This window comes from Bacteroides sp. PHL 2737 (assembly GCF_004115325.2).
Taxonomy (GTDB): domain Bacteria; phylum Bacteroidota; class Bacteroidia; order Bacteroidales; family Bacteroidaceae; genus Bacteroides; species Bacteroides hominis.
The window spans coordinates 3,735,196-3,760,001 of record NZ_CP040630.1 but is presented as its reverse complement, the minus strand read 5'-3'; the positions used below and the strand labels follow the sequence as shown (position 1 = coordinate 3,760,001).

Below are 24,806 nucleotides of genomic sequence, written 5' to 3'. Positions count from 1 at the left end.
CTCCTTTCCCGTTTATGGTTAATAATCTTTTGAATCGTAAAATCCCTGATTGCGCAGGTACTCCTTCACCACATCGGAGGAGGAAGCCCGCCCGCCGATCCGGTCGTGGATATATTGGTACTTCTCCATGGACATGCCCGAGAGGACGGCATCGTTACGCTCTACGTTTCCGGCATAGATACAGCCGGCAATGGTCGTTATCGTAATGATTGCGATAATGATATGTTTGGAAAGCTTATTCATGTTTGTCATCTTGTTCTTCATTTAATGGGTTAAGCTCTTTTTTGAGAAGGAGCGTCAGGCTCTGTGCTTCCTCGTATCTCTCTTCTTCGATAAGGCTGTTTATCTTTTCCTCCAGAGTCAGGAGGTATATTTTTAAAAGACGGGAGTCTGTTTCGCCTATCTTGCCGCGAAGTCCGGTAAGATCCTGCCTGATCCGGGATTCCAAAGCCCGGAACAGGAATAGGATGGCCCAAAACAGGCCGATGCACAGACACATGGACAGGGCGAGGAAAGTTTCATTCATAATTGTGCCCTCCAGAATCTTATGATTTCCTTACCTTCGTAAAATTTTCGTGCTGACTCACGGCGAAATCCGCATTTTATGCGTCCGCTACTGGTATATTCCCTTAAAGTGTTGCGGTGTATTCCGAGTATTTCGCAAGTTTGGGTTACGGTATAGCGACCGGTGCTGCTTACTGTTGGTTCTTCGGATGTGATCATGACTTATTCCTCCTTGTCTTTAACAATTATATCACAATTTTTTCGGGCTGCAAAGCTTCCGCGTGCAGGAAGCCAAAGGCGGGTGTTGTCACGAAGGTCAATGTTGGGACAGTTCATATTTACGACAGTAGCATAGCCTGACGCCTTTACAGAGGCATGATAGCCTGAAACTCCAACAACGGAATCTCCCTCGGCAAGGATAGTGGAGCTTCCTGCCGCAATGACCATCGAACGTTCACAGGTTATTGCAGAGACCTCTCCAAGAAGGAAAGCGCATGCGCGTCCTTTGATGAAGGCTCGTTCACTTTTCCAGATTACAGCCGTGGCAGTTCCGGAAATATCAACCGCAGTGCCGTCCCATATTAACATATACCCGGATGAGCCTCCGGAGTTACATTTTATGCCGGCAGATAGAAATACGTCTTTAAAATCTTCTGCTATGCCGGGGGAAAGGATACCTTCCTTTGCCAGATATCCGATATCCTTTTTGATAATAGACATAAGAGTTTCGCAGTTTTGAGCCAGCTGTATATTCATATAAAGCCTAGATTCGGACGTCTGGTCAATATTCTTCAGCAGCCTGCTTTTCAGTTCATGAAACTTTGATTCCATATTCTTATCTCCTTAAAAAGCAAAGCTCGAACCTTTCATAGGCCTAATGTGGAAGTTTGCCTATTACTCGGAACGAGCTTTTATCAATGTCTTTGTTAACCCTTAAATCTCGCGGAAACTTCCACGCAACCGCGCCGCTTTCAAATTCTTATACGAATTATTGGATAAAAGAAAAAGGCTGGCTATATTTGCGAATGGATAAATGCGAAAATATAGGTGACGAGCGCTCTCGACCAGCCCTTTTTTGTATCCGTTTTCGTTTGAGTGATTTGAATACGGGGACAAATATAGTGGAATATAAACCACTATCAAAAATATTGGTGGTATATTTTCAACTATTATAATTTATTAACCTAATCATCTTATGGATATAATCGACAGAATTAAGCAATATCTTAATCATAAAGGAATTAGTGATTATAGATTTGAGAAAACATTATCCCTATCAAAAGGGTACATAAATAAAGCTAAAAATCCAACCGCGGATATATTAATGAAGATGTGTGGTATATATACCGACATATCTACTGAATGGCTGCTTAGAGGTGAAGGTGAGATGTTGAGGGAGAAAAGAGAAGACCTTGGCCTTCATCGGGCTGAGTCAGCATCTACAGATGAAAACTCTTTAATCTATAAGATGTATAAAGAGAAAGACGATGAAAATAAAACCCTAATCAAGCAGAATGCCGTTTTAGAGGAACGCATCCGCCAACTCGAAGCTGACAATGAATCATTAAGAAGTCAGTCAGGAGCTGATAGGATAACCGATACTTTTTCCGATCTACCATTAGTAGACTACGAAGAAGATTATCCGCCCGTAGAACGTCCTTCAAGTTCCAAACATCCGTTAGCAGGAAAAGCGTGACATTTCTTTGGGTGATTATTGAGAGGTTAAGCAAAGGAAACGATTAAGTTATTAAATGAAATATGGACCAATTGCAATTAATACAAAGCAAAATATACGAGATACGTGGACAGAAGGTTATGCTGGATTTTGATTTGGCGGAAATGTACGGTACTGAAACTAAATATTTAAAACGTTCAGTAAAAAATAATATTAAACGTTTTCCATCAGATTTTATGTTTGAGCTAACGAAGGAAGAATTCGACAGTTTGAGGTGCAGTTTTAGCACCTCAAAAAGAGGCGGGACCCGATATATGCCTTATGCTTTCACTGAACATGGAGTTGCTCAACTTTCTTCAGTTCTTAACAGCGATTTGGCAATTGAGATTAATATTCAAATTATAAGGGCATTTATAGCAGTTCGTCATTTAATCTCCAATCCTCCGATTGATAGAGTCGATAAACTGAAAGACGAAATCAAAGCATTAAAAGACTACATCGAAGAAGCATTTGCTGACTACAACGATATAAATGATGATACGCGCATGCAATTGGAATTAATTAATCAAACTTTGGCGGAATTGCAGGCGAAAAAGAAAGCGGAGGAAAAACCTCGTAACCCAATAGGGTTTATCAAACCTAAACACTAAATAATGGATATGCGCTGATACCCAATGAATGGTAAAAGTGCATAATTCTTAACTTTGAAAAGAGTTCTAGAAGAATATAAACCATGTATGATATTGTAGCGCAGAGGCTTAGACTGTTTTTAGCTAAGAAAGATATCACTTGTAAAAAATTGTCGGCTATGATTTTTATGTCAGAGGCGACGCTTAAAGGCAAATTGAATGGTACAAGAACGCTAGATCTTAATACAATAATATCCATTGCAATACGGCTTGAGGATCTTTCTGTTGAATGGCTTCTTCGCGGTGAGGGTGATATGTTGAAATCTAGTTCTGGTGTTTCTATTGTATCTTCATCAGTACCTATATTTACAGGGGAGACCTCGTTTATATACAGTATGTATAAAGAAGAAAGAGAAGAGGTTAAAACTTTATTAAAGCAAAATGGTATATTGGAAGAGCGTATTCGTCAGCTCGAGGATGACAATAGATTATTAAGAGATCAAGTTGTAACAGAATTAAATCTAAATACTAAACTGTAGATTATTATGAGTTTAAATGATCGTTTACGAATTGTTGTAAATGAATTTTTTCATGGGAATAAAGCGGCTTTTGCTCGAGCCGCAAAAATATCGGACCAAAGAGCTTATAGTTTTTTATCTGTTCGGAGTAATACAGAACCTCCGGCTAGAGTTTTGGAGAATTTAGCTAAGTATCTACCGAATTTAAACGCGACTTGGCTTTTAACCGGAGAGGGAGAAATGATTCAAGATAAATCCACTCCTGAGATGCCGATAACTCTTGTTTCGGTAAATGAATATAAAAGTCGATTGCAGCAAATGGAGGTAAGATTGGAAGCTCTAAGGGCTCAGGTGGTATTAAAAGATAAACTACTAGCCGGACTACTCCGAAAAGTAGAGAACAAGACTAAATAGCTTGAATGATATTTTATTTTGGATCTATCTAGCCCGTATTTTTATTTGCATTATGCTATAGTGTAATATAAGACGTTTTCATGACGACTTTATGTTAAATACTTTGAGTCAATTTATAACCTCAAACAAAAGGGATGGAACAAGGTATATGCCTTTTGCTTTTATTGAGTTGGGCGTAGCTATGCTTTCCTCTATTTTAAACAGTGAAGTTGTAATTGAGATTAACAAAAGATTATATCGAAGAAGTGTTTACTGACTACAATGATATAAATGATGATACGTGCATGCAATTGGAATTAATTAATCAAACTTTGGCAGAATTGCAAGCGAAAAGAAGGCGGAAGAAAAACCTTGTAATCCAATAGGGTTTTATTAAATCTAAATAATGAATAATAAGAGTGTATAATCCTTAACTTTGAAACAAATCTAATAGAATATAAAAGATGCATGATATTGTAACGCAAAGGCTTAATCAATTTTTAGTTGAAAAGAATATTACTTATAAAGAATTATCTGGTATGATTCTTATGTCGGAAACGTCACTTTGTAGAAAGTTGACTGGTTCAAGGAGTCTTGATTTGCATACATTAATATCTATAGTAGCATGCTTGCCAGATGTTTCTTCCGAGTGGCTTCTTAGAGGCAAAGGTAGGGTGTGTAATTCTTCTTCGAGCATTAGTTCCGATGTCTTAGTAGAAGAACTTAAAATGGAAAATAACCTATTAAAACGAAAAATTCAAGTTCTTCAAGAATTGTTGGAGTTTAAGATGGAAAAAATCAGGACTGAGAATGGTAACATAAAAAAATGATCTAAAAAATGTGCTTAATTGTTTAGTTGTGCTACAGTCAAATTAAATCTAAGTACTAAACTATTATGAGTTTAAATGATCGCTTGCGAGTTGTCGCAAATGGATTAAAAGATAATTTATTGACTAAGTTTATGTTAAAGGATAGATAATAAACCTAAATATGACGGCTAAATTTATTATTATGGTATTGGTGTTAGCTTATATCATGGTTATAATCGCTATATCAATTTATTTAATAAAGATAATATGTACTCGTTACAACCAAAACTCAGATCAGATACTCCCTCCTCCCAATATGCACTCTATTCAGGAGAGTGCATCCATGCATTTGGTAAGAATAGGACAGTTGCCTCACCCAGGACCTGGATATTGTTATTACGAATTAGGAGGAATGAGATATCAAGCGCTAACAGGATTTGACATTGGCGTACACGAAGGATATGCAAAAGCAGAGCTTAATAATCGGTATGATAAATATGCGGTTGGAGTCTACAGAGAAGGAGATCACAAATTAATGGGATACGTTCGAAGAGAACAAAATAGAGAGCTTTATGAATTTATGTTAAATAATAATTGTATAGCTAAAGCTAAATTTCGAATATGGATACACCAAGGAGAAATCTATGGAGTAGCTTACATAAAAGAAGAATGGAAATCTTCATTAGGCTTTAAGTCTGACATTAAAATTTAGAAATAAGTCCTTTTGCGTGCAAATTTCATGCAAAAGAATGATCTCTTATTTCTATATAATTGATATATAATATATTATCAGCGTTTTATTTTGCTTTGGGAGCAGGGGGTCGTGGGTTCGAATCCCGCTACCCCGACAATAAAAAAACACTGGTAATTAAGTTTGCAACTTAACTATCAGTGTTTTTTATTTATCAGATGGGTATTAAAAGGATTTAAGTTCTTCTTCAAATTTGGTGATAAGTTTTCTTTTACTCATGGAATCTAATTCCGTTTTCGGAAGTGTAAGCCCTCGCTTATAGTTGACAAAAAAGCAAGTATCCCGGCTTTCCCCCGAAGAGTCCATCCGTGAGGTGAAGAAGCGAATTTTAGGATAAACCATCTGAAAATCAATATCTTTAAAAAGTAAGATTTCTGTTCTCAAAAGCTTGTTTTAACACAGAGTTAAAGCTTATTCTTTGGATGTGAATAACAAGTTCTTTAAATGCAAAAGACTTGTTGTTTGCGCACAAGAACCTGACAACCTGCAAAAGGCGTTAACAATGTTAATTGAAGAAAGGTATAAGGATGAAGATACCGGCTCGGACGCCGCAAATTTACTTCCGAAACTCGAGTTATCTTATTCAGGCGGTGTCTGGTCTTTCTTATTAAAGCAAGCAAAAAGGACAATTATCAACTTGAAAATAAAGAAATAAAGAATTTAGCACCAAATTTGAAAAAGAACCAGGATTTATGATTCTTCAAGAATGAAAATACTGCAAAAAACGCAAATTTTAAAATGTTATCCATATAATTCTACTTATGCCAACCTGTGAAACAGAAAGATGAGAAGCTCCCATTGAAAATTAGCATATCGTACATGCAGCAATTTACACTGATAAACTTAAATGCTTTCTTTCTCTTCTAAAATGGGATACAAGAAGGGAATAATTTGTAGAATAGCCAACCATCTTATATATACCTTTAATTGTTATCTCTCAAATGAATCGGGCTATTGAAAGTAGAAAAAGATTTGAAGTTAAGCGTTCTCAATTGACCGATTTGCGGGATAGTGATACTTTATGCGATGATTCTGATATGGTGATATTCATTCATCGCCTGGGATATTATGAGATATTTCAAGATTATAAAGGAAACGATCTTTGCGGTATGCCTGAGATAATTATTGCCAAACTCCGTAATAGTGCTCTTGTTGATGGTTTCTTGCGGTTCAATGGTGAATTGGTTATGTAATTGTTGATGCACATCGTATAATACCAAGAATACCATCTGCGACAGAACGCTTGCACGGCTTTATAGATGGAACTTGTGTTAGTTTTTTCACATTTTCAGATAAAAATCCCGGGTGAGTTCTATATACTTTTCACTATATTGATGACGGGAGGTTTCAGTCAGTAATTCTTCTGTTTCGCATGTCTGTTTGGTGAATCTAAATGAAATTAGAGTTCGTTTGGGCGTTCCGCCGGGCTTGGTTATGATAAAGAGTTGACGTGAAGGATATAGCCCATATTTATGAGCAAGTGTTTTAATTTGCTCACCGACATCCATTGGTATCACTATAGTGAATGCTCCCTCTTGCGAAAGTAGTCCGGATACACCTGCTAATAATTCTTCATATGTCAGGCTGTCGTTGTGACGGGCTTTATTACGTTGTTCGTCAGAACACTTTAATGAAGCGTTAAAGTAAGGAGGATTGGAAACTATTGTATCAAATTTGGATATACCATTTTTACTGCTATAATGTTTAAAATCTTGTTGGATTACCTCTATTCTATTTTTCCAGGGCGAGCGGTTTATGTTTTCTGTTGCTTGGGCAGCAGCGGCTTCATCAATCTCAAGGGCTGTAATGGAAGCTGTACTGCGCTGGGCTAACATAAGTGCCACCAGTCCTGTGCCGGTACCAATGTCGAGAATGCGGACCGAGGATTTTACGGGAGTCCATGCCCCGAGCAGGACGCCGTCTGTACCTACCTTCATGGCACATTTATCGTGCCAAACGGTAAACTGTTTAAACTGAAAATAAGGTTGGCTCATTTAGCTAATAAATAATTAAGTTCGCCAAAAATAGGTAAATATTGTGATATGACATTCCGTCCGTATTATTATTTGGCATTGTTTTTGTGTTTTTATCGAACAGATGTTTTATTCTTAATGAAGAATCGATTAACTTTGCGAACGTTTTATGCTCGCTGATATGACATAAACTAATTTATACGAAATGAAGAAAGAAAGATATTTAAGAGAGATGGATGACCAGAATGATAACGCATTTTCATTGATTGCCGATTTTGACGGAAATGAAGATCAAGTGTTTGATATTAAGGTTGGTGAAACTCTTCCGGTTCTCCCCCTCCGTAATATGGTATTGTTTCCCGGAGTATTTATGCCTGTTTCTGTAGGTAGAAAATCATCTTTGAGATTAGTGAGGGAAGCTGATAAGAAAAAATCCTATATTGCAGTAGTTTGCCAGAAAATGGCAGAAACAGACGAACCGGCATTCGAAGATTTGCATCCAATCGGAACGATAGGTAAGATTGTACGTGTGCTTGAAATGCCTGACCAGACGACAACAGTCATTATCCAAGGGATGAAACGCCTGGAGTTGAAGAACATTACAGAAACACATCCATACCTGAAAGGAGAAGTGAACATTATTGACGAAGAGATACCTTCGAAAGACGATAAGGAGTTTCAGGCATTGGTAGAAACCTGCAAAGACCTAACAATACGATATATTAAGTCATCGGACTCTTTACATCAGGAATCGGCGTTTGCCATCAAGAACCTGACGAATCACATGTTCCTGGTAGATTTTATCTGCACGAACCTTCCATTAAAGAAGGACGAGAAAATAGAATTGTTACGCATCGATTCTTTGCGCGAACGTACCTATCGGTTACTTGAAATTTTGAACCGCGAGGTACAACTGGCCGAAATTAAAGCATCTATCCAGATGCGTGCTCGTGAAGATATTGACCAGCAACAGCGTGAATATTTCCTGCAACAGCAGATAAAAACCATTCAGGATGAATTGGGTGGCGGAGGCCAGGAACAAGAAATAGAGGAAATGCGTCAGAAAGCGGAACACATGAAGTGGAGTCCCGAGGTGCATGAGACTTTTCTGAAAGAATTGGCTAAACTGGAACGTACTCATCCTCAATCACCTGATTACAGTGTGCAGTTAAATTATCTGCAGACGATGCTTAATCTTCCGTGGGGAGTATATACCACTGACAATCTGAATCTGAAGAATGCGGAAAAGACTCTTAATAAAGATCATTACGGTCTGGAAAAGGTGAAAGAGCGTATTCTGGAACATTTGGCGGTACTGAAGTTGAAAGGTGACATGAAGTCTCCTATTATCTGTTTATATGGTCCTCCGGGAGTCGGTAAGACGTCATTGGGTAAATCCATTGCCGCTGCATTGAAACGGAAATATATCCGTATGTCATTGGGAGGTGTGCACGATGAAGCGGAAATCCGCGGACATCGTAAAACTTATATCGGTGCAATGCCGGGACGTATCATCAAAAACCTGATAAAAGCCGGATCTTCTAATCCGGTGTTTATTTTGGACGAGATTGATAAAGTAAGTGCCGATCGCCAGGGAGATCCTTCTTCTGCTTTGCTTGAAGTGCTTGATCCGGAGCAGAATACGGCTTTCCATGATAATTTTCTGGATGTGGATTATGACTTGTCTAAAGTGATGTTTATCGCTACGGCAAACAATTTAAATACTATCCCGGGACCATTGCTCGACCGTATGGAGTTAATCGAAGTAAGTGGTTATATCACCGAGGAAAAAGTGGAGATCGCACGGAAACATTTAGTGCCGAAAGAATTGGAAGCAAACGGTATGAAGAAAACCGATATCAAGATTCCAAAAGACACCTTGGAGGCTATTATCGAATCATATACACGTGAAAGCGGTGTGCGCGAACTGGAAAAGAAGATCGGTAAGATCCTTCGTAAGTCCGCCCGTCAATATGCTACGGATGGTTTCTTTTCCAAAACCGAAATTAAACCGGCTGATTTGTACGACTTCCTGGGGGCTCCGGAATATACACGTGATAAATATCAGGGCAACGATTATGCCGGTGTGGTAACAGGTTTGGCATGGACAGCTGTAGGAGGTGAGATCTTGTTTGTCGAAACCAGCTTGAGCCGTGGCAAAGGCGGTCGTCTTACTTTAACCGGAAATTTGGGTGAAGTAATGAAAGAGTCTGCAATGTTGGCACTTGAATATATCAAAGCACACGCTTCACTTCTGAACCTGAATGAAGAAATCTTTGATAACTGGAATATTCATGTCCATGTTCCCGAAGGAGCTATTCCCAAAGACGGTCCTTCGGCAGGTATCACAATGGCTACTTCATTGGCTTCTGCTTTGACACAGCGTAAAGTAAAGGCTAACCTGGCTATGACCGGCGAGATTACCTTACGTGGTAAGGTGCTTCCGGTGGGTGGTATTAAAGAGAAGATTCTGGCTGCTAAACGTGCCGGTATCAAAGAGATCATCATGAGTGCCGAAAATAAAAAGAATATTGACGAAATACAGGATATATATCTGAAAGGACTGACTTTCCATTATGTGAATGATGTAAAAGAAGTTTTTGCTATTGCGTTGACCCAGGAGAAGGTTGCCGATGCCATTGATTTATCCGTAAAGAAAGCCAGCCAGGAATGACATTCGAACTACAATATACAGACGCAAAAAGTAATGCCCGTGCCGGTCTGATCACGACAGCCCACGGGCAAATACAAACCCCTATATTTATGCCGGTAGGTACAATCGGCAGTGTGAAAGGAGTACATCAGACTGAATTGAAAGAGGATATTCAAGCTCAGATTATTCTGGGAAATACGTATCACCTTTATTTGCGTCCGGGACTGGAGGTGCTCGAGAAGGCCGGTGGGTTGCATAAGTTCAATGGATTTGATCGTCCGATGCTGACCGATAGCGGTGGTTTTCAGGTGTTTTCTTTATCCGGAATTCGTAAATTGCGTGAAGAAGGAGCTGAATTCCGTTCACATATCGATGGAAGTAAGCATATCTTCACTCCCGAAAAAGTAATGGACATCGAACGTATTATCGGTGCCGACATTATGATGGCATTTGATGAGTGTCCGCCGGGAGATTCGGATTATGAATATGCCAAAAAGTCATTGGGATTGACGCATCGCTGGCTTGACCGTTGTATTCAACGGTTCAACGAGACGGAACCTAAATATGGCTACAATCAGTCTTTGTTTCCAATTGTGCAAGGATGCGTATATCCTGATTTACGTAAACAATCCGCAGAGTATATAGCTTCTAAAGGTGCAGATGGCAATGCCATAGGCGGACTCGCTGTAGGCGAGCCTGTAGACAAGATGTACGAGATGATAGAGTTAGTGAATGAAATACTTCCGAAGGACAAACCTCGTTATCTGATGGGTGTGGGCACGCCGGTTAATATTCTTGAGGGCATTGAACGTGGAGTTGACATGTTCGACTGTGTAATGCCTACCCGTAACGGGCGAAATGGAATGCTGTTTACGAAAGATGGTATCATGAATATGCGTAATAAAAAATGGGAAGCAGACTTCTCTCCTATTGAGGCTGATGGTGCTTCGTATGTGGACACGTTGTACAGTAAAGCATATCTGCGCCATTTGTTTCATGCTCAGGAACTACTGGCCATGCAGATAGCATCTATCCATAATCTGGCGTTTTATTTGTGGTTGGTGGGAGAAGCACGCAAGCACATTATTGCAGGGGACTTTTCAACCTGGAAACCTATGATGGTGAAAAGAGTGTCAACAAGACTATAAACTTATGAGAAGCAATCGGTTTATTAAACGCCTGGACTTGTATATCATCAAGAAATTCTTGGGGACATACGTGTTTGCTATTGCATTGATTATTTCTATTGCAGTAGTATTCGACTTTAACGAGAAAATGGATAAGTTTATGGAGCGAAGTGCACCGTGGTCGGCTATCATCTTCGATTACTATATGAACTTCATTCCTTATTTCGCAAATCTGTTCAGTCCGTTGTTCGTATTTATTGCTGTCATATTCTTTACTTCAAAGTTGGCCGAGAACTCTGAGATTATCGCGATGTTCTCTACCGGTATGAGTTTTAAACGCATGCTACGTCCTTATATGATATCGGCCGGTATCATCGCGATCTCTACCTTTATATTAGGATCGTATGTTATCCCGAGGGGAAGTGTGACGCGTTTGGATTTTGAAGATAAATACGTAAAGAAAAAAAAGACTACTTATGTACATAACATACAGTTGGAGATCGACACAGGCGTGATTGCTTATATTGATAATTATCAGGATTATAACAAAACGGGAAACCGCTTTTCGCTGGATAAGTTTGTAGATAAGAAGCTGGTGTCTCATTTGACCGCCCGCAGTATAACTTATGACACTACAGCTGTTAATAAATGGACGATCAAGGATTATATGATTCGTAATCTGGACGGATTGAAGGAGACAATTATCCGTGGGGATAAACTGGACTCCATCATACCGATGGAACCTGCCGATTTTATGATCATGCGTAATCAACAGGAAATGCTGACCAGTCCGCAATTAAGCGCTTATATTGATAAACAGCGCCAAAGAGGCATCGCTAATATCAAAGAGTTCGAGATCGAGTATCATAAGCGGATCGCCATGTCATTTGCATCGTTTATCCTGACTGTAATCGGAGTATCTCTTTCTTCAAGAAAAACAAAAGGGGGAATGGGGTTACATTTGGGAATCGGGCTTGGTTTGAGTTTCTCATACATCCTGTTCCAGACCGTAGCATCCACTTTCGCAGTGAATGGAAATATGCCTCCGGTGATCGCAATGTGGATTCCTAACTTACTATATGCACTGATTGCATTTTACTTATATAGAAAGGCTCCCAAATAATGGAGTGCATCTGAATATGAAAGGTCTAAAAATAAGAATTTCCGCCTGCTCCTGTGAAATCACAAGTGCGGGCGGAATTTTTTGTTGTATTCATTTCCTCTTTTGTCTCGTTCCCAAGACCGAAGTCCTGTAGGGAACCCCCACTCTCTTCTTACGCCTTAAAATCAACCTTTGATTTTGTTTGCATAAGCAGAAAGTTCTGCAGCAGAGATGTTTTTGGCTATAATCACACCATTTCCATCCAATAAATAGTTAGTGAAACCCCGGTTCAAACGGTATTTCTTAAACAAGCCGGAGCTTTCGCCTTTAGTTTCCACGAAACAGGTGGGCGTAACTATTTGGTCCTTACGAATGGTTTCTTTAAATACCGACTGGTACTCGTCAAACGAAACGGAAACCATTTCCATATCTTGAGAAGTTGATCGAAGCGCATTGCTTAAACTTGCGTTTTGCATCCGGGACTGCGCATCATAACTTGCCCAGAAACTAAGCAGCACATATTTACCTTTCAAATCGGTTAAATCAAGATTGTGCTGTACATCTGACGTAGTTTCGATTCTGAAATCAGGGGCTACGTCACCCACGTTCAAACCTCCGGTGGGTTTGTCTTTTTCTACGAAAGAAGTCAAGGAACTAATTAGTAATACAACAAAAATCCATTTTACATGCCTCATGTAATTCGGTTTTAGTTAATACTATCCGGGACTGTCCTCTAAACAGTGGTCTCTCCCCGAAACATCGTCTTTTTAGGCACAACAGAGAGGAATCTGTTGACTGTCAAGGCCTTTAATTCAGAAACCGGGTGCAAAGGTAAGTAAATATTATTTCAACTTCCAAATAAACAAGTAAATTTCTCACTTTTTAGGTGCAGTTTTTTATGTTATTTAGCATAAATACTGGGAATTTTCTCCTACTTTTGCAGGATACTTAATGAACAATCCGCTATGCAACCATCAAAAACAGAACTAATTCTGATCCGTATCACCGGTGAAGATCGTCCGGGACTCACAGCTTCCGTAACAGAAATATTGGCAAAATACGATGCTACTATTTTGGACATTGGTCAGGCAGACATTCATAATACTCTTTCGTTGGGTATTCTTTGTATGACTGAGGAGCAACTTTCGGGATTTATGATGAAAGAGTTACTTTTCAAAGCATCTTCTTTGGGAGTGACTATTCGTTTCTATCCAATTTCTGCGGAAGAATACGAAAGCTGGGTAAATCTGCAGGGTAAGAACCGTTATATTCTTACTTTGTTGGGACGTAAGCTCACTGCTCGTCAGATTGCAGCGGTAACCCGTATCTTAGCTGAACAGGACATGAATATTGATGCCATCAAACGCCTGACCGGACGTATTCCATTGGACGAAAGGAAAATGCACACTCGTGCTTGCATTGAGTTTTCAGTTCGTGGTACCCCCCGGGATAAAGAAGCTATGCAGGGACAATTGATGAAGTTGGCCAGTGAACTTGAAATGGACTTCTCTTTCCAACTCGACAATATGTATCGTCGTATGCGTCGTCTAATCTGTTTTGATATGGATTCTACCTTAATAGAGACCGAAGTGATTGACGAACTGGCTATGCGTGCAGGTGTAGGGGCCGAAGTAAAAGCAATCACCGAACGTGCCATGCGCGGGGAGATTGACTTTACGGAAAGCTTTCGCGAACGGGTTGCATTGTTGAAGGGGCTGGACGAGTCTGTTATGCAAGAGATTGCCGAGAGTTTACCAATTACCGAAGGAGTCGATCGTCTGATGTATGTACTGAAGAAATATGGTTATAAAATTGCTATTCTTTCGGGAGGCTTTACCTATTTCGGACAGTACTTGCAGAAAAAATATGGTGTTGATTATGTATATGCTAATGAACTTGAAATAGTCGATGGCAAACTGACAGGCCGTTATCTGGGAGATGTAGTGGACGGAAAGCGTAAGGCGGAATTGCTCCGGCTGATTGCTCAGGTAGAAAAAGTGGATATTGCTCAAACCATTGCCGTGGGTGACGGAGCCAATGATTTGCCAATGTTGGGGATTGCAGGTCTTGGCATAGCCTTTCATGCAAAACCTAAAGTAGTAGCCAATGCCAAGCAGTCTATTAATACAATTGGGCTTGATGGGGTACTCTATTTTCTGGGCTTTAAAGACTCATATCTGAATATGTAAGAGTGGGAATAATAAAAGAACCCGAAAAATTTGTACTACGTAGTGAATTTTCTATCTTTGCGAGCAAATAAAAAGAAACGATGAAGTTTTCCGAATTACAATTAAATGACAATGTACTTGAAGCACTCGACGCTATGCGTTTTGAGGAATGTACTCCCATACAAGAACAAGCGATTCCTGTAATACTTGAAGGTAGAGATTTAATAGCAGTAGCGCAAACGGGAACCGGAAAGACGGCTGCCTTTTTGTTGCCTATATTGAATAGATTGTCCGAAGGCGGACACCCGGAGGATGCTATTAACTGTGTGATCATGTCCCCTACTCGTGAACTGGCTCAGCAAATAGACCAGCAAATGGAAGGATTTTCTTATTTTATGCCTGTTTCAAGTGTAGCTGTCTATGGTGGAAATGACGGAATACTTTTCGAACAACAGAAGAAAGGCTTGATGCTCGGGGCTGATGTGGTTATAGCTACACCGGGACGCTTGATTGCACATCTGAGTTTGGGTTACGTTGATTTATCCCGAGTTTCTTATTTTATTCTGGATGAAGCGGATCGCATGCTTGATATGGGCTTTTACGAAGATATAATGCAGATTGTAAAATACTTGCCTAAGGAACGTCAGACCATTATGTTTTCTGCTACCATGCCCTCCAAGATACAGCAATTGGCCAATACTATTCTTAATAATCCGGCGGAGGTCAAACTGGCAGTATCAAAACCGGCTGAAAAAATCGTTCAGGCTGCCTATGTTTGTTACGAGAATCAGAAATTAGGCATTGTACGAAGTCTCTTTGCGGAGGAAGTTCCTGAAAGAGTGATCATCTTTGCATCTTCCAAATTAAAGGTAAAGGAGGTTGCAAAAGCCTTGAAAATGATGAAATTGAATGTCGGAGAGATGCATTCGGATCTTGAGCAGGCACAACGTGAGTTTATTATGCATGAGTTCAAATCGGGACGTATTAATATTCTGGTTGCTACGGACATCGTATCCAGAGGTATTGATATTGATGATATCCGTTTAGTCATCAATTTCGACGTACCGCATGACAGTGAGGATTATGTACACCGCATTGGACGTACTGCGCGTGCAAATAATGATGGAGTCGCTCTTACGTTTGTTAATGAAAAAGAACAGACAAACTTTAAAAATATCGAGAACTTTCTTGAGAAGGAAATTTATAAGATTCCTGTACCTTCAGAATTAGGAGAAGCACCTCAATATAACCCTCGTTCGAATAATAGTGGCGGAAGAGGAGGAAGAAACTTTCGAAATGGAGGTAGAAGAAACAGTAATGGGGGACGCTCTGCATCACCCAGATCGGGCAGAAAATAAGCGTACGCTTTCTGCCCCCTACCCTTTTTTTCTAAAATATGTCTCTTTGATATCTTTTACAATCAGATGCTTATTTGTATTTAGCAGCTGCTATATTCAATTGTCCATTAAAGCTAATGGTCAAATTCACAAGATTGCATACCGGACTTTCCGGAATGCAAACTAAGGCTTGGTAATGATAACCTGTGCGATCAATTCCTGTAAAATTCATATCGGACAAAATGGCTTGTTGCAAAAAGTCCGCAGGAATCACATCAACAAACATTTGTTTGGTGATATCTTTGGCATATAGACTCTTTTTGCCTTCATACACACATATATGCATCACGTTATCATAGTAAATGTTGTCCATACTGATACCATCGTCTGAATATGTTGTTTTCACTACTTTCATTTGTGACGGATTAATGTATACGTAGGCTCTGTAACGGACACCATCGTATATTACTACACTATCTTTTTTAGTAACTTCCGTATAAGTTGGGATAACTTCTGCAGATTTGCGAGAGAATACCAATGTATCATTCGGATCTTCTGATTTATGCAACTTGACAATGTTGTCAGCCAGAGAATGAAACCAAAAAGAGTATTCACTCTGTTTGTCAATCTGGTATCGGGTTATATCTTTGCCATATGTATAAAGAGTATCTTTTAAAACCTTGAAGTAAACCGGAGTGCTCTGAGTGTCGGCATAATATATAGTATCTCCGATTATGCGCATCAGGGGAGTTTCTGTTTCATCATCAAGCCAAATGCCTTGGAGGATTTCTTTAGCTTTGGGGTCTTCATTGTCTTCAGAGGGCTGTTGTCCTTTGCCATTATTGCATGCTACGAATAAGACCATCAGTAACAATGTTGCAATGTACTTTATCATCTGTTTAATTTTGTGCAAAATTACTCATTTATATCGATAAAGATATAAAAAGGAGCTGAAAAGTAAGTCGGGGATTACAAAAAAACTCCTGACTTTTCAGCTCCGTTATTACTTTTTTGAGGATATGGATATTGGATATTATTTACCGATGCAGTGGTAAATAAAGCCTTGTTCCTCCATTTCTTTTTTATCATAAATGTTACGACCGTCCATGACTACCTGTTGTGACATTGTCTTTCTCACAACAGCCCATGAAGGCAGACGGAATTCTTTCCATTCGGTAACCAGCATCAGCGCATCGGCATCCAAAACGGCATCGTACATGTCGCGTGCATAATATATGGAGTCGCCGATCCGCCTTTTACACTCATCTGCTGCTGCCGGATCATAAGCACGTACGTGACATCCTGCTTTAAGCAACTTATCAATTAATACCAGCGCAGGTGCTTCACGCATGTCATCTGTTTCGGGTTTGAATGCCAGTCCCCATAATGCAATGGTTTTGCCTTTCAGGTTTCCATTGAACTGTTTTACTAACTTATCGAATAACAGGCTTTTTTGAGCTTCATTCACATCCTCTACAGCCCGTAATACCCGCATTTGATATTCATTCTGTTCAGCCGTTTTAATCAAAGCCTTTACATCTTTTGGAAAACATGATCCGCCATAACCGATGCCCGGATAGAGGAATTTACGTCCGATACGGGTATCTGAACCGATACCACTGCGTACCATATTGACGTCGGCCCCTACCAATTCACACAAGTTTGCAATGTCGTTCATGAAACTGATCCGGGTAGCTAACATTGAGTTGGCAGCATATTTAGTCATCTCAGCAGAAGGAATGTCCATGAATATCACACGAAAGTTATTTAGCATAAACGGTTTGTAAAGCTTGGTCATTAGTTTCTCTGCACGTTCCGACTCGACGCCAATGACAACACGGTCAGGACTCATAAAATCATTAACAGCATTACCTTCTTTCAGGAATTCAGGATTCGAAGCCACATCAAATTCTATTTTGGCTCCCCGTTTGTCCAGTTCTTCCTGAATGGCAGTACGAACTTTACAGGCTGTACCTACGGGTACGGTACTCTTGGTAACTACCAGTTTATATTTTTTCATGTTCTGTCCGATAGTGCGTGCTACTGCAAGTACGTAACTCAAGTCGGCACTTCCGTCTTCATCGGGAGGGGTTCCAACAGCGGAAAATACCACTTCTACATCATCCAGGCAGCTTTCCAATGAAGTTGTAAACTTCAGTCTTCCGGCTCTGGTATTGCGGATAACCATTTCTTCCAACCCATTTTCATAAATGGGAATAACACCTTTTTTAAGTGCTTCTATTTTTTCGTTGTTCGTGTCAACACAAGTGACATCCACGCCTATTTCTGCAAAACAGGTTCCTGTGACCAAACCTACGTATCCGGTTCCGACAATTGCAATTTTCATATTCTTTTGATTATTGAGGGTTTCTATTCAAAATACTCTGCTGCTCGGAAATTTCCTGCCTGCCGGTCTTTTTCCGACATGACGAGTTGTGAATCGGCAATAGGCCAGTCGATGCCCAATGCCGGATCATTGTATATTATGGAGGCTTCCGCCTGAGGAGCATATATATTATCTACTTTATAAGTAAAAACGGCCTCTTCGCTTTTCACCAGAAATCCATGAGCAAAACCACGAGGAATAAAAAGCTGGCGCTTATTGTCATCACTTAGCAATACGCTGATATGTTTTCCGAACGTGGGAGACGATTTTCTTAAATCAACAGCTACATCCAAAACTTCGCCTTTAATGACGCGTACCAGTTTAGCCTGGCAATAGTCTCCTTTCTGATAATGGAGTCCGCGCAACGTGCCGAATGAAGATTTGGATTCATTATCCTGTATAAAATTTATCTGCCCGATAGTAGCATCAAACTCTTGCTGTTTAAATGCTTCCATGAAATATCCGCGCGGATCAGAAAAAACCTTCGGTTCAATGATCCACACACCATCTATTTCTGTTTGTATATAATTCATTCGTTTCTGATGATATTATTAAGTAGCGCAAAAGTAGGCATTTTTTCTAATATGACAGGTATAGATAGATAAGAAAGGAAGGTTGAGTTTAGCATTTGTTAATAATAAAATGTGCAGTTTTATGGCATATCTTGAATTAATCTGTTAATTTTGCACACATGATTGAATTGGCACAGCATATTGAAGTATTATTATTGGAGAATGATTGTGTAATTGTTCCCGGATTTGGTGGATTTATCGCTCACTACGCTCCTGCTATGAGAGTGGCTGAAGAGAATATATTTCTCCCTCCTACCCGTGTTATCGGTTTCAATCCCCAATTGAGGTTGAATGACGGAGTATTAGTGCAATCATATATGGCTGTGTATGATACCAATTTCTCGGATGCCACAAAAATGGTGAAAAGAGAAGTGGCAGAGCTTATTGCCGTTCTCCATGAAGAAGGAAAAACTGATTTACCTAATATTGGAGAAATCCGTTATACTATTCATAACACTTACGAGTTTATTCCATACGACAATAAAATTACTACTCCTTATCTTTACGGACTCGATTCGTTTGAGATAAAAGAGTTAACGTCTTTACGACGTCCGGAAAGAGAGAAAATTCTTCCGTTCATTCCTAAAGAAAAGAAAAATCGTGAAATCAGCGTAAACTGGGCATTTTTAAGAAATGCAGTAGCAATGATTGCTGCAGTTGCATTGTTTTTTCTAATGTCTACTCCTGTCCAAAATACATATGTAGAAAAGGGCAATTATGCTCGATTGCTCCCTACTGATTTGTTTGAGAAGATAGAAAAACAATCAGTAGCAATGACTCCGGTTATGCTGAAAGCAAACGTTGCTACTCCACAAGCTAAACCGGTAACTACAAAGAAGAAAACGACGACTGTCTATAAAGCGTCTGTAACAAAACCGGTTGCAGTAAAAGAAGTAAAAGTTGCCCATCCGGAAAAGCCAATGAAAACAGCTGATGCAAAGGTTACAGAAGCTTCTTTTCCATATCATATAATCATAGCCAGTGTAGCTAATACCAAGGATGCTGAGTTAATGGCTGCCGAATTGAAAACTAAAGGTTATGCAGGTGCCAGTGTATTGACAGGTGACGGCAAAATTCGTGTTAGCATAATGTCATGTGCCAATCGTGAAGACGCTAACCGTCAATTGTTGAAATTAAGAGAGAACGAGGCTTATAAGAATGCCTGGATGCTGGTTAAATAAATATTTTTATAATGAAAAGAATTCTTTGCCCTAAGTGTGAAAATTACCTTTCTTTTGATGAAACCAAATATAGCGAAGGCCAATCATTGGTTTTTGTATGTGAACATTGTGGTAAACAGTTTAGTATCCGACTGGGAAAGAGCAAAATAAAAGCTTCCCGTAAGGAAGAGAAGTTGGACGAGGAGGTATATAAAGAAGAATATGGCTGTATCGTCGTGATTGAGAACGTATTTGGTTTCAAACAAGTCCTACCCCTGCAGGAAGGTGATAACATCATTGGGCGTCGATGTATCGGTACAAATATCAATACTCCGATTGAAACCGGCGATATGAGTATGGACAGACGTCACTGCATTATCAATGTAAAACGTAACAAGCAGGGGGAATTAGTTTATACTTTACGTGATGCCCCGAGTCTGACAGGTACTTTTCTTATGAACGAAATTTTGGGTGATAAAGACCGTATTCGTATTGAAGACGGAGCTATCATTACTATTGGAGCTACTACTATTATTCTCCGTTCCGCAAGAGAAAGAGAGGAAATCTGAATTCTCAATAGAGTATGAACAGTGATATACTTTTTATGCTAATAATCTGAAAAACAGTGTTTTTAGGAAGTTAATATCGTAAAGGCAGGAAGTTAACTTCTTGCAAACAAGATATTAACTTTCTATCCTTTATGAAGTTAATATCTTACCCCTCCCTTTAAAAGAGTGTTTTTTCCATATTATTTTAAAGTTTAAATTCATAAATATCTGGTTTGTCTTTGCATCTCTAAGTAATTTTTTTAATTTTGTGTTCGATAACGATAAATAAAATCGAAATATAAATAGAATATATTGTATTTATAATCAACAATATACCTTGGCTTTAATACAAATAACTATTCTGTACAATAAAAACACAAAGAAATGAAAAAATTTATGGGTAAGAACTTCCTGCTGCAAACAGAAACGGCTCAGGAATTATATCACGAACATGCATCTAAGATGCCGATTATTGATTATCACTGTCATTTAGTTCCCCAGATGGTAGCGGACGATTACCAGTTTAAATCTATAACCGAAATCTGGCTCGGTGGTGATCATTATAAATGGCGTGCCATGCGCTCAAATGGTGTGGAGGAGCGTTTTTGTACAGGAAAAGACACATCAGATTGGGAAAAATTTGAGAAATGGGCGGAAACAGTTCCATATACCTTACGTAATCCTTTATATCACTGGACTCATCTGGAGTTGAAAACAGCATTTGGTATTGATAAAATATTGAACCCCAAAACAGCACGTGAAATTTATGATGAATGTAACGATAAACTGGCTTCTCCAGAATATTCTGCCCGTGGAATGATGCGTCGCTATCATGTGGAAGTCGTTTGTACGACCGATGATCCTATCGATTCATTGGAGTATCACATTAAAACACGTGAAAGTGGATTTGAAATAAAGATGTTACCCACTTGGCGGCCGGATAAAGTGATGGCTGTAGAAATACCATCAGACTTTCGTGCTTATGTTGAAAAATTATCGGAAATAAGTGAGGTCGATATCTCTGATTTTGATGATATGATAACAGCCTTGCGTAAACGCCACGATTACTTTGCCGATCAGGGATGTAAGCTGTCTGATCATGGAATCGAAGAATTTTATGCTGAAGAGTTTACGGATGGCGAGATTAAAGCTATTTTCAATAAAATTTATGGTGGATCTGAACTAACAAAAGAGGAGGTTCTGAAATTTAAATCGGCTATGTTGATTATACTGGGTGAAATGGATTGGGAGAAGGGATGGACACAACAATTTCACTATGGTGCAATTCGCAATAACAACAGCCGGATGTTTAAATTGCTGGGACCTGATACTGGGTTTGATTCCATTGGTGAGTTTATGACTGCTAAAGCAATGAGTAAATTTCTGGACCGTCTGAATTCAAAAGGTAGACTGGCCAAAACAATTCTATATAATCTGAATCCTTGTGCAAATGAAATGATTGCTACTATGATAGGTAATTTTCAGGATGGCAGTATCCCCGGAAAAATTCAGTTTGGATCGGGATGGTGGTTTCTTGATCAGAAGGATGGAATGGAAAAACAATTGAACGCCCTTTCTTTACTTGGATTGTTGAGTCGCTTTGTAGGAATGCTGACGGATTCTCGTTCTTTCCTCTCTTACCCTCGTCATGAGTACTTCCGCCGTACATTGTGTAATCTATTGGGGCGTGATGTGGAAAGCGGTGAAATACCGGCATCTGAGATGGACCGTGTCTGTCAGATGGTTAAAGATATCAGCTATTTTAATGCTAAAAACTTTTTTCAGTTTTAATTACCTGTTTATTTAACTGTTATAATAAATTAAGTCGGAAACTGGTTCTCCAAGCCTTTTTCCGGCTTTTATTTCATGAGTGGCTGGTCGGATTGGCAAAAAATCTTATCTTTGCGTTCGATTATCAATTAAAAAAAGAAAAACATAAATGAACAATTCCCCTCAGCCTGCTGCTAAAGGGTTCACAAGAGCCTTTTATGTCAGCAACACAGTCGAACTGTTTGAACGCATGGCTTACTATGCCGTGTTTATCGTTCTCACTATTTATCTATCTACAATTTTAGGTTTTAATGATTTTGAAGCAAGTATGATTTCCGGCCTTTTTTCCGGTGGATTATACTTGCTTCCTATTTTTACCGGAGCATATGCCGATAAAATTGGTTTTCGCAAATCAATGCTTGTTGCTTTTTCATTATTGACAGCCGGATACTTGGGCCTGGGAGTATTACCCACGTTACTTGAAAGCGCCGGATTAGTGACTTATGGAGAAAGCACTCATTTCGATGGACTGACGGATAGTGCCTCCCGTTGGTTGATAGTCCCGGTTCTATTTATAATTATGATAGGCGGCGCATTTATTAAATCGGTTATTTCAGCTTCTGTTGCCAAGGAAACAACTGAAGCGACTCGGGCACGCGGATATTCTATTTTTTATATGATGGTTAATATCGGTGCCTTTACCGGTAAAACGGTTATCGATCCTCTACGGAATGTTATTGGTGACCAAGCTTATATCTATATTAACTATTTCTCAGGAGTCATGACTCTCATCGCTTTGTTGGCTGTTTTCTTTTTGTATAAATCGACTCATACCGTAGGAGAAGGAAAGAGTATGCGTGAGATCGGACAAGGTTTCTTGCGTATTGTCACTAATTGGCGTTTGCTGATCTTAATCCTTATTATTACGGGATTCTGGATGGTACAACATCAGCTTTATGCTACAATGCCTAAGTATGTTATTCGCATGGCTGGTGAAACTGCAAAACCGGGGTGGATTGCCAATGTAAATCCTTTTGTCGTTGTTTGTTGTGTGAGCTTTGTGACTCGCTGGATGGCCAGACGAAGTGCTATCACTTCGATGAATATTGGTATGTTTCTGATTCCGATATCAGCGCTGTTGATGGCATGTGGTAATCTCTTGGGCAATGAAGTTATCTCGGGAATGAGTAATATTACGTTGATGATGATTGCCGGCATCGTGGTACAAGGCTTGGCAGAATGCTTTATTTCTCCGCGTTATCTGGAATATTTCTCTTTACAAGCTCCTAAAGGTGAAGAAGGCATGTACTTAGGTTTTAGCCATCTTCACTCTTTTTTGTCTTCTATTTTTGGCTTTGGGCTCGCAGGGGTGCTGCTGACCAAGTATTGTCCGGATCCTGCCCTGTTTGAATCCAGAGAAGCTTGGGAAGCCGCCAGTGTAAATGCTCATTACATCTGGCATTACTTTGCAGCAATCGGTTTGATTGCAGCAATTGCATTGCTTATTTTTGCAAAAATCACCGATTTCATCGATAAAAAGAAGAAAGCTAACACCTGATTGTTTCCTTTTTTATGTATATTTGCCGTCACTTTGCCATAAAAGTTGACGGCAATTTGCATTTAAAAGAAGAGAATAATAATGAAGATTAGATTTATAAGCCTGGCAAGTGGCAGTAGCGGAAACTGTTATTATCTGGGTACCGAAAAATACGGCATACTCATTGATGCAGGTATCGGAATTCGTACCATAAAAAAAACGTTGAGAGATATAAATGTGACGATGGATTCGATACGCGCAGTGTTTATAACGCATGATCATGCTGATCATATCAAAGCTGTGGGGCATTTAGGTGAGAAGTTGAATATTCCGGTATATACCACAGCACGTATACATGCGGGGATTAATAAAAGTTATTGTATGACAGAAAAATTGCATGCTTCTGTACGCTATCTGGAGAAAGAAGAGCCTATGCAATTGGAAGACTTCCGCATTGAATCTTTTGAAGTTCCACATGACGGAACAGACAATGTGGGTTATTGTATAGAAGTTGATGGTAAAGTCTTTTCTTTTCTAACAGACTTGGGAGAGATTACTCCGACTGCTGCCCGATATATCTGTAAAGCCCATTATTTGATTCTTGAAGCTAATTATGATGAAGAAATGCTTCGTATGGGACCTTATCCTACATATCTGAAAGAACGTATTTCAAGTAGTACAGGCCATATGAGTAATGTAGATACTGCCGACTTTCTTGCTGAGAATATCACGGAACATCTTCGTTATATCTGGCTTTGTCATCTGAGCAAAGATAATAATCATCCGGAACTGGCTTATAAAACGGTTGAATGGAAATTAAAGAATAAAGGCGTCATTGTTGGGAAGGATGTGCAACTGCTTGCTTTAAAGAGAAATACGCCATCAGAGCTCTATGAATTTGAGTAAGTGTGAGAAAAAAAGAATAAAAAGATTCCTATTTGTTTTGCAATATGAAATAAAAGCCCTACTTTTGCAACCGCAAACGAGAAACAAGCACTCTTAGCTCAGCTGGTAGAGCAATTGACTCTTAATCAATGGGTCCAGGGTTCGAGTCCCTGAGGGTGTACAAAAGGAGATTATTTATAATCTCCTTTTTGTTTTTGTGACATTTTGAAATATTATCTTATCTTTGTCGCCGCAAAGAATAAAATTGATGAAAACAACTTATCTGTTTGACATACTTGTCGATTATTT

Annotated in this window: 26 protein-coding genes, 1 tRNA gene and 2 pseudogenes; 20 read left to right on the top strand and 9 right to left on the bottom strand. The window is 39.4% G+C overall.

Annotated features, from left to right (window positions below):
* Positions 1 to 18 precede the first annotated feature (18 nt).
* From DBK98_RS15425 to DBK98_RS15410, 4 genes are read right to left on the bottom strand one after another with little or no spacing between them, the layout of a single operon-like run.
* Positions 19 to 252, bottom strand: a complete 234-nt coding sequence (locus DBK98_RS15425) for a hypothetical protein (protein WP_005793902.1) — start codon at positions 250 to 252, stop codon at positions 19 to 21.
* Positions 236 to 526: a hypothetical protein gene (locus DBK98_RS15420; protein ID WP_005793904.1), complete on the bottom strand. Its 291-nt coding sequence runs from the start codon at positions 524 to 526 to the stop codon at positions 236 to 238. The genes DBK98_RS15425 and DBK98_RS15420 overlap by 17 nt, the downstream gene beginning before the upstream one ends.
* On the bottom strand, positions 523 to 723 hold the full coding sequence (locus DBK98_RS15415; RefSeq protein WP_005793906.1) for a helix-turn-helix domain-containing protein: 201 nt from the start codon (positions 721 to 723) through the stop codon (positions 523 to 525). The genes DBK98_RS15420 and DBK98_RS15415 overlap by 4 nt, the downstream gene beginning before the upstream one ends.
* A gap of 3 nt (positions 724 to 726) precedes the next feature.
* Positions 727 to 1,335 (bottom strand): hypothetical protein, encoded by a 609-nt coding sequence (locus tag DBK98_RS15410; RefSeq protein WP_032537121.1) that lies wholly within the window; start codon positions 1,333 to 1,335, stop codon positions 727 to 729.
* A 364-nt stretch (positions 1,336 to 1,699) separates the two neighbouring features.
* Here DBK98_RS15410 and DBK98_RS15405 point away from each other — a divergent pair, with 364 nt between their 5' ends.
* The 9 genes and pseudogenes from DBK98_RS15405 to DBK98_RS15375 all read left to right on the top strand — a co-directional run.
* Positions 1,700 to 2,200, top strand: a complete 501-nt coding sequence (locus tag DBK98_RS15405; RefSeq protein WP_005793911.1) for a hypothetical protein — start codon at positions 1,700 to 1,702, stop codon at positions 2,198 to 2,200.
* A 62-nt stretch (positions 2,201 to 2,262) separates the two neighbouring features.
* Positions 2,263 to 2,829, top strand: a complete 567-nt coding sequence (locus DBK98_RS15400; RefSeq protein ID WP_005806119.1) for an ORF6N domain-containing protein — start codon at positions 2,263 to 2,265, stop codon at positions 2,827 to 2,829.
* Positions 2,830 to 2,912: 83 nt separating this feature from the next.
* Entirely contained in the window at positions 2,913 to 3,347 is a 435-nt protein-coding gene (locus DBK98_RS15395) for a hypothetical protein (RefSeq protein WP_005806117.1), read from the top strand.
* A gap of 6 nt (positions 3,348 to 3,353) precedes the next feature.
* On the top strand, positions 3,354 to 3,740 hold the full coding sequence (locus DBK98_RS15390; protein ID WP_005806115.1) for a hypothetical protein: 387 nt from the start codon (positions 3,354 to 3,356) through the stop codon (positions 3,738 to 3,740).
* A gap of 64 nt (positions 3,741 to 3,804) precedes the next feature.
* Positions 3,805 to 4,116, top strand: a pseudogene (locus DBK98_RS23330) (ORF6N domain-containing protein); the annotation flags it as partial.
* 67 nt (positions 4,117 to 4,183) lie between these two features.
* Positions 4,184 to 4,549 carry a hypothetical protein gene (locus tag DBK98_RS15385; protein WP_005806113.1) on the top strand — a complete coding sequence of 122 codons (366 nt, stop codon included), beginning with the start codon at positions 4,184 to 4,186 and terminating at the stop codon, positions 4,547 to 4,549.
* A 160-nt stretch (positions 4,550 to 4,709) separates the two neighbouring features.
* A complete protein-coding gene (locus tag DBK98_RS15380) occupies positions 4,710 to 5,240 on the top strand; it encodes an HIRAN domain-containing protein (protein WP_032537122.1) in 531 nt (176 codons plus the stop codon).
* A gap of 463 nt (positions 5,241 to 5,703) precedes the next feature.
* Entirely contained in the window at positions 5,704 to 5,934 is a 231-nt protein-coding gene (locus DBK98_RS23325) for a hypothetical protein (RefSeq protein ID WP_032537146.1), read from the top strand.
* Positions 5,935 to 6,190: 256 nt separating this feature from the next.
* A pseudogene (locus DBK98_RS15375) lies at positions 6,191 to 6,460 on the top strand (DnaB-like helicase C-terminal domain-containing protein); the annotation flags it as partial.
* 99 nt (positions 6,461 to 6,559) lie between these two features.
* On the opposite strand, the gene DBK98_RS15370 reads toward DBK98_RS15375, so the two are convergent.
* Positions 6,560 to 7,273, bottom strand: coding sequence for a tRNA1(Val) (adenine(37)-N6)-methyltransferase (locus DBK98_RS15370; RefSeq protein ID WP_005777798.1), 714 nt, complete (start codon positions 7,271 to 7,273; stop codon positions 6,560 to 6,562).
* Between the two features lie 184 nt (positions 7,274 to 7,457).
* Between DBK98_RS15370 and lon the strand changes: the two genes are divergently transcribed.
* Genes lon through DBK98_RS15355 form a run of 3 tightly spaced genes read left to right on the top strand, consistent with a single transcriptional unit; the run spans position 7,458 to position 12,155 of the window.
* Positions 7,458 to 9,926, top strand: a complete 2,469-nt coding sequence (gene lon, locus DBK98_RS15365) for an endopeptidase La (RefSeq protein WP_005806104.1) — start codon at positions 7,458 to 7,460, stop codon at positions 9,924 to 9,926.
* The gene (tgt, locus tag DBK98_RS15360; protein ID WP_005806101.1) at positions 9,923 to 11,053 is read left to right on the top strand and encodes a tRNA guanosine(34) transglycosylase Tgt; all 1,131 of its coding nucleotides are present in this window, start codon (positions 9,923 to 9,925) and stop codon (positions 11,051 to 11,053) included. The genes lon and tgt overlap by 4 nt, the downstream gene beginning before the upstream one ends.
* A 4-nt stretch (positions 11,054 to 11,057) precedes the next feature.
* Positions 11,058 to 12,155, top strand: a complete 1,098-nt coding sequence (locus DBK98_RS15355; protein WP_005777794.1) for an LptF/LptG family permease — start codon at positions 11,058 to 11,060, stop codon at positions 12,153 to 12,155.
* A gap of 164 nt (positions 12,156 to 12,319) precedes the next feature.
* On the opposite strand, the gene DBK98_RS15350 is transcribed toward DBK98_RS15355, so the two are convergent.
* Positions 12,320 to 12,829 (bottom strand): thioredoxin-like domain-containing protein, encoded by a 510-nt coding sequence (locus DBK98_RS15350; RefSeq protein ID WP_005806096.1) that lies wholly within the window; start codon positions 12,827 to 12,829, stop codon positions 12,320 to 12,322.
* A 270-nt stretch (positions 12,830 to 13,099) separates the two neighbouring features.
* Between DBK98_RS15350 and serB the strand changes: the two genes are divergently transcribed.
* Both serB and DBK98_RS15340 read left to right on the top strand, forming a co-directional pair.
* Positions 13,100 to 14,323, top strand: coding sequence for a phosphoserine phosphatase SerB (gene serB / locus DBK98_RS15345; protein WP_005777787.1), 1,224 nt, complete (start codon positions 13,100 to 13,102; stop codon positions 14,321 to 14,323).
* Positions 14,324 to 14,403: 80 nt separating this feature from the next.
* Positions 14,404 to 15,660 (top strand): DEAD/DEAH box helicase, encoded by a 1,257-nt coding sequence (locus DBK98_RS15340; RefSeq protein WP_005806092.1) that lies wholly within the window; start codon positions 14,404 to 14,406, stop codon positions 15,658 to 15,660.
* A 70-nt stretch (positions 15,661 to 15,730) separates the two neighbouring features.
* On the opposite strand, the gene DBK98_RS15335 is transcribed toward DBK98_RS15340, so the two are convergent.
* The 3 genes from DBK98_RS15335 to rfbC form a co-directional block, all read right to left on the bottom strand.
* On the bottom strand, positions 15,731 to 16,534 hold the full coding sequence (locus DBK98_RS15335; RefSeq protein WP_005777779.1) for a DUF4738 domain-containing protein: 804 nt from the start codon (positions 16,532 to 16,534) through the stop codon (positions 15,731 to 15,733).
* 138 nt (positions 16,535 to 16,672) lie between these two features.
* The gene (locus tag DBK98_RS15330) at positions 16,673 to 17,986 is read right to left on the bottom strand and encodes a UDP-glucose/GDP-mannose dehydrogenase family protein (RefSeq protein ID WP_032537124.1); all 1,314 of its coding nucleotides are present in this window, start codon (positions 17,984 to 17,986) and stop codon (positions 16,673 to 16,675) included.
* A gap of 23 nt (positions 17,987 to 18,009) precedes the next feature.
* Complete coding sequence (gene rfbC / locus DBK98_RS15325; RefSeq protein WP_005777775.1) at positions 18,010 to 18,558, bottom strand: dTDP-4-dehydrorhamnose 3,5-epimerase; 549 nt, start codon at positions 18,556 to 18,558, stop codon at positions 18,010 to 18,012.
* 158 nt (positions 18,559 to 18,716) lie between these two features.
* Between rfbC and DBK98_RS15320 the strand changes: the two genes are divergently transcribed.
* From DBK98_RS15320 to DBK98_RS15295, 6 genes are all read left to right on the top strand, one after another.
* Complete coding sequence (locus DBK98_RS15320; RefSeq protein WP_032537125.1) at positions 18,717 to 19,778, top strand: SPOR domain-containing protein; 1,062 nt, start codon at positions 18,717 to 18,719, stop codon at positions 19,776 to 19,778.
* An 11-nt stretch (positions 19,779 to 19,789) separates the two neighbouring features.
* Positions 19,790 to 20,326, top strand: coding sequence for an FHA domain-containing protein (locus DBK98_RS15315; protein ID WP_005806084.1), 537 nt, complete (start codon positions 19,790 to 19,792; stop codon positions 20,324 to 20,326).
* A 363-nt stretch (positions 20,327 to 20,689) separates the two neighbouring features.
* Positions 20,690 to 22,096 carry a glucuronate isomerase gene (gene uxaC / locus DBK98_RS15310; RefSeq protein ID WP_005806082.1) on the top strand — a complete coding sequence of 469 codons (1,407 nt, stop codon included), beginning with the start codon at positions 20,690 to 20,692 and terminating at the stop codon, positions 22,094 to 22,096.
* A 148-nt stretch (positions 22,097 to 22,244) separates the two neighbouring features.
* Positions 22,245 to 23,633 carry an MFS transporter gene (locus DBK98_RS15305; protein ID WP_032537126.1) on the top strand — a complete coding sequence of 463 codons (1,389 nt, stop codon included), beginning with the start codon at positions 22,245 to 22,247 and terminating at the stop codon, positions 23,631 to 23,633.
* A gap of 81 nt (positions 23,634 to 23,714) precedes the next feature.
* Complete coding sequence (locus tag DBK98_RS15300; protein WP_005777763.1) at positions 23,715 to 24,518, top strand: MBL fold metallo-hydrolase; 804 nt, start codon at positions 23,715 to 23,717, stop codon at positions 24,516 to 24,518.
* 87 nt (positions 24,519 to 24,605) lie between these two features.
* Positions 24,606 to 24,678: transfer RNA gene (locus DBK98_RS15295), tRNA-Lys, on the top strand.
* The last annotated feature ends 128 nt before the right edge of the window (positions 24,679 to 24,806 follow it).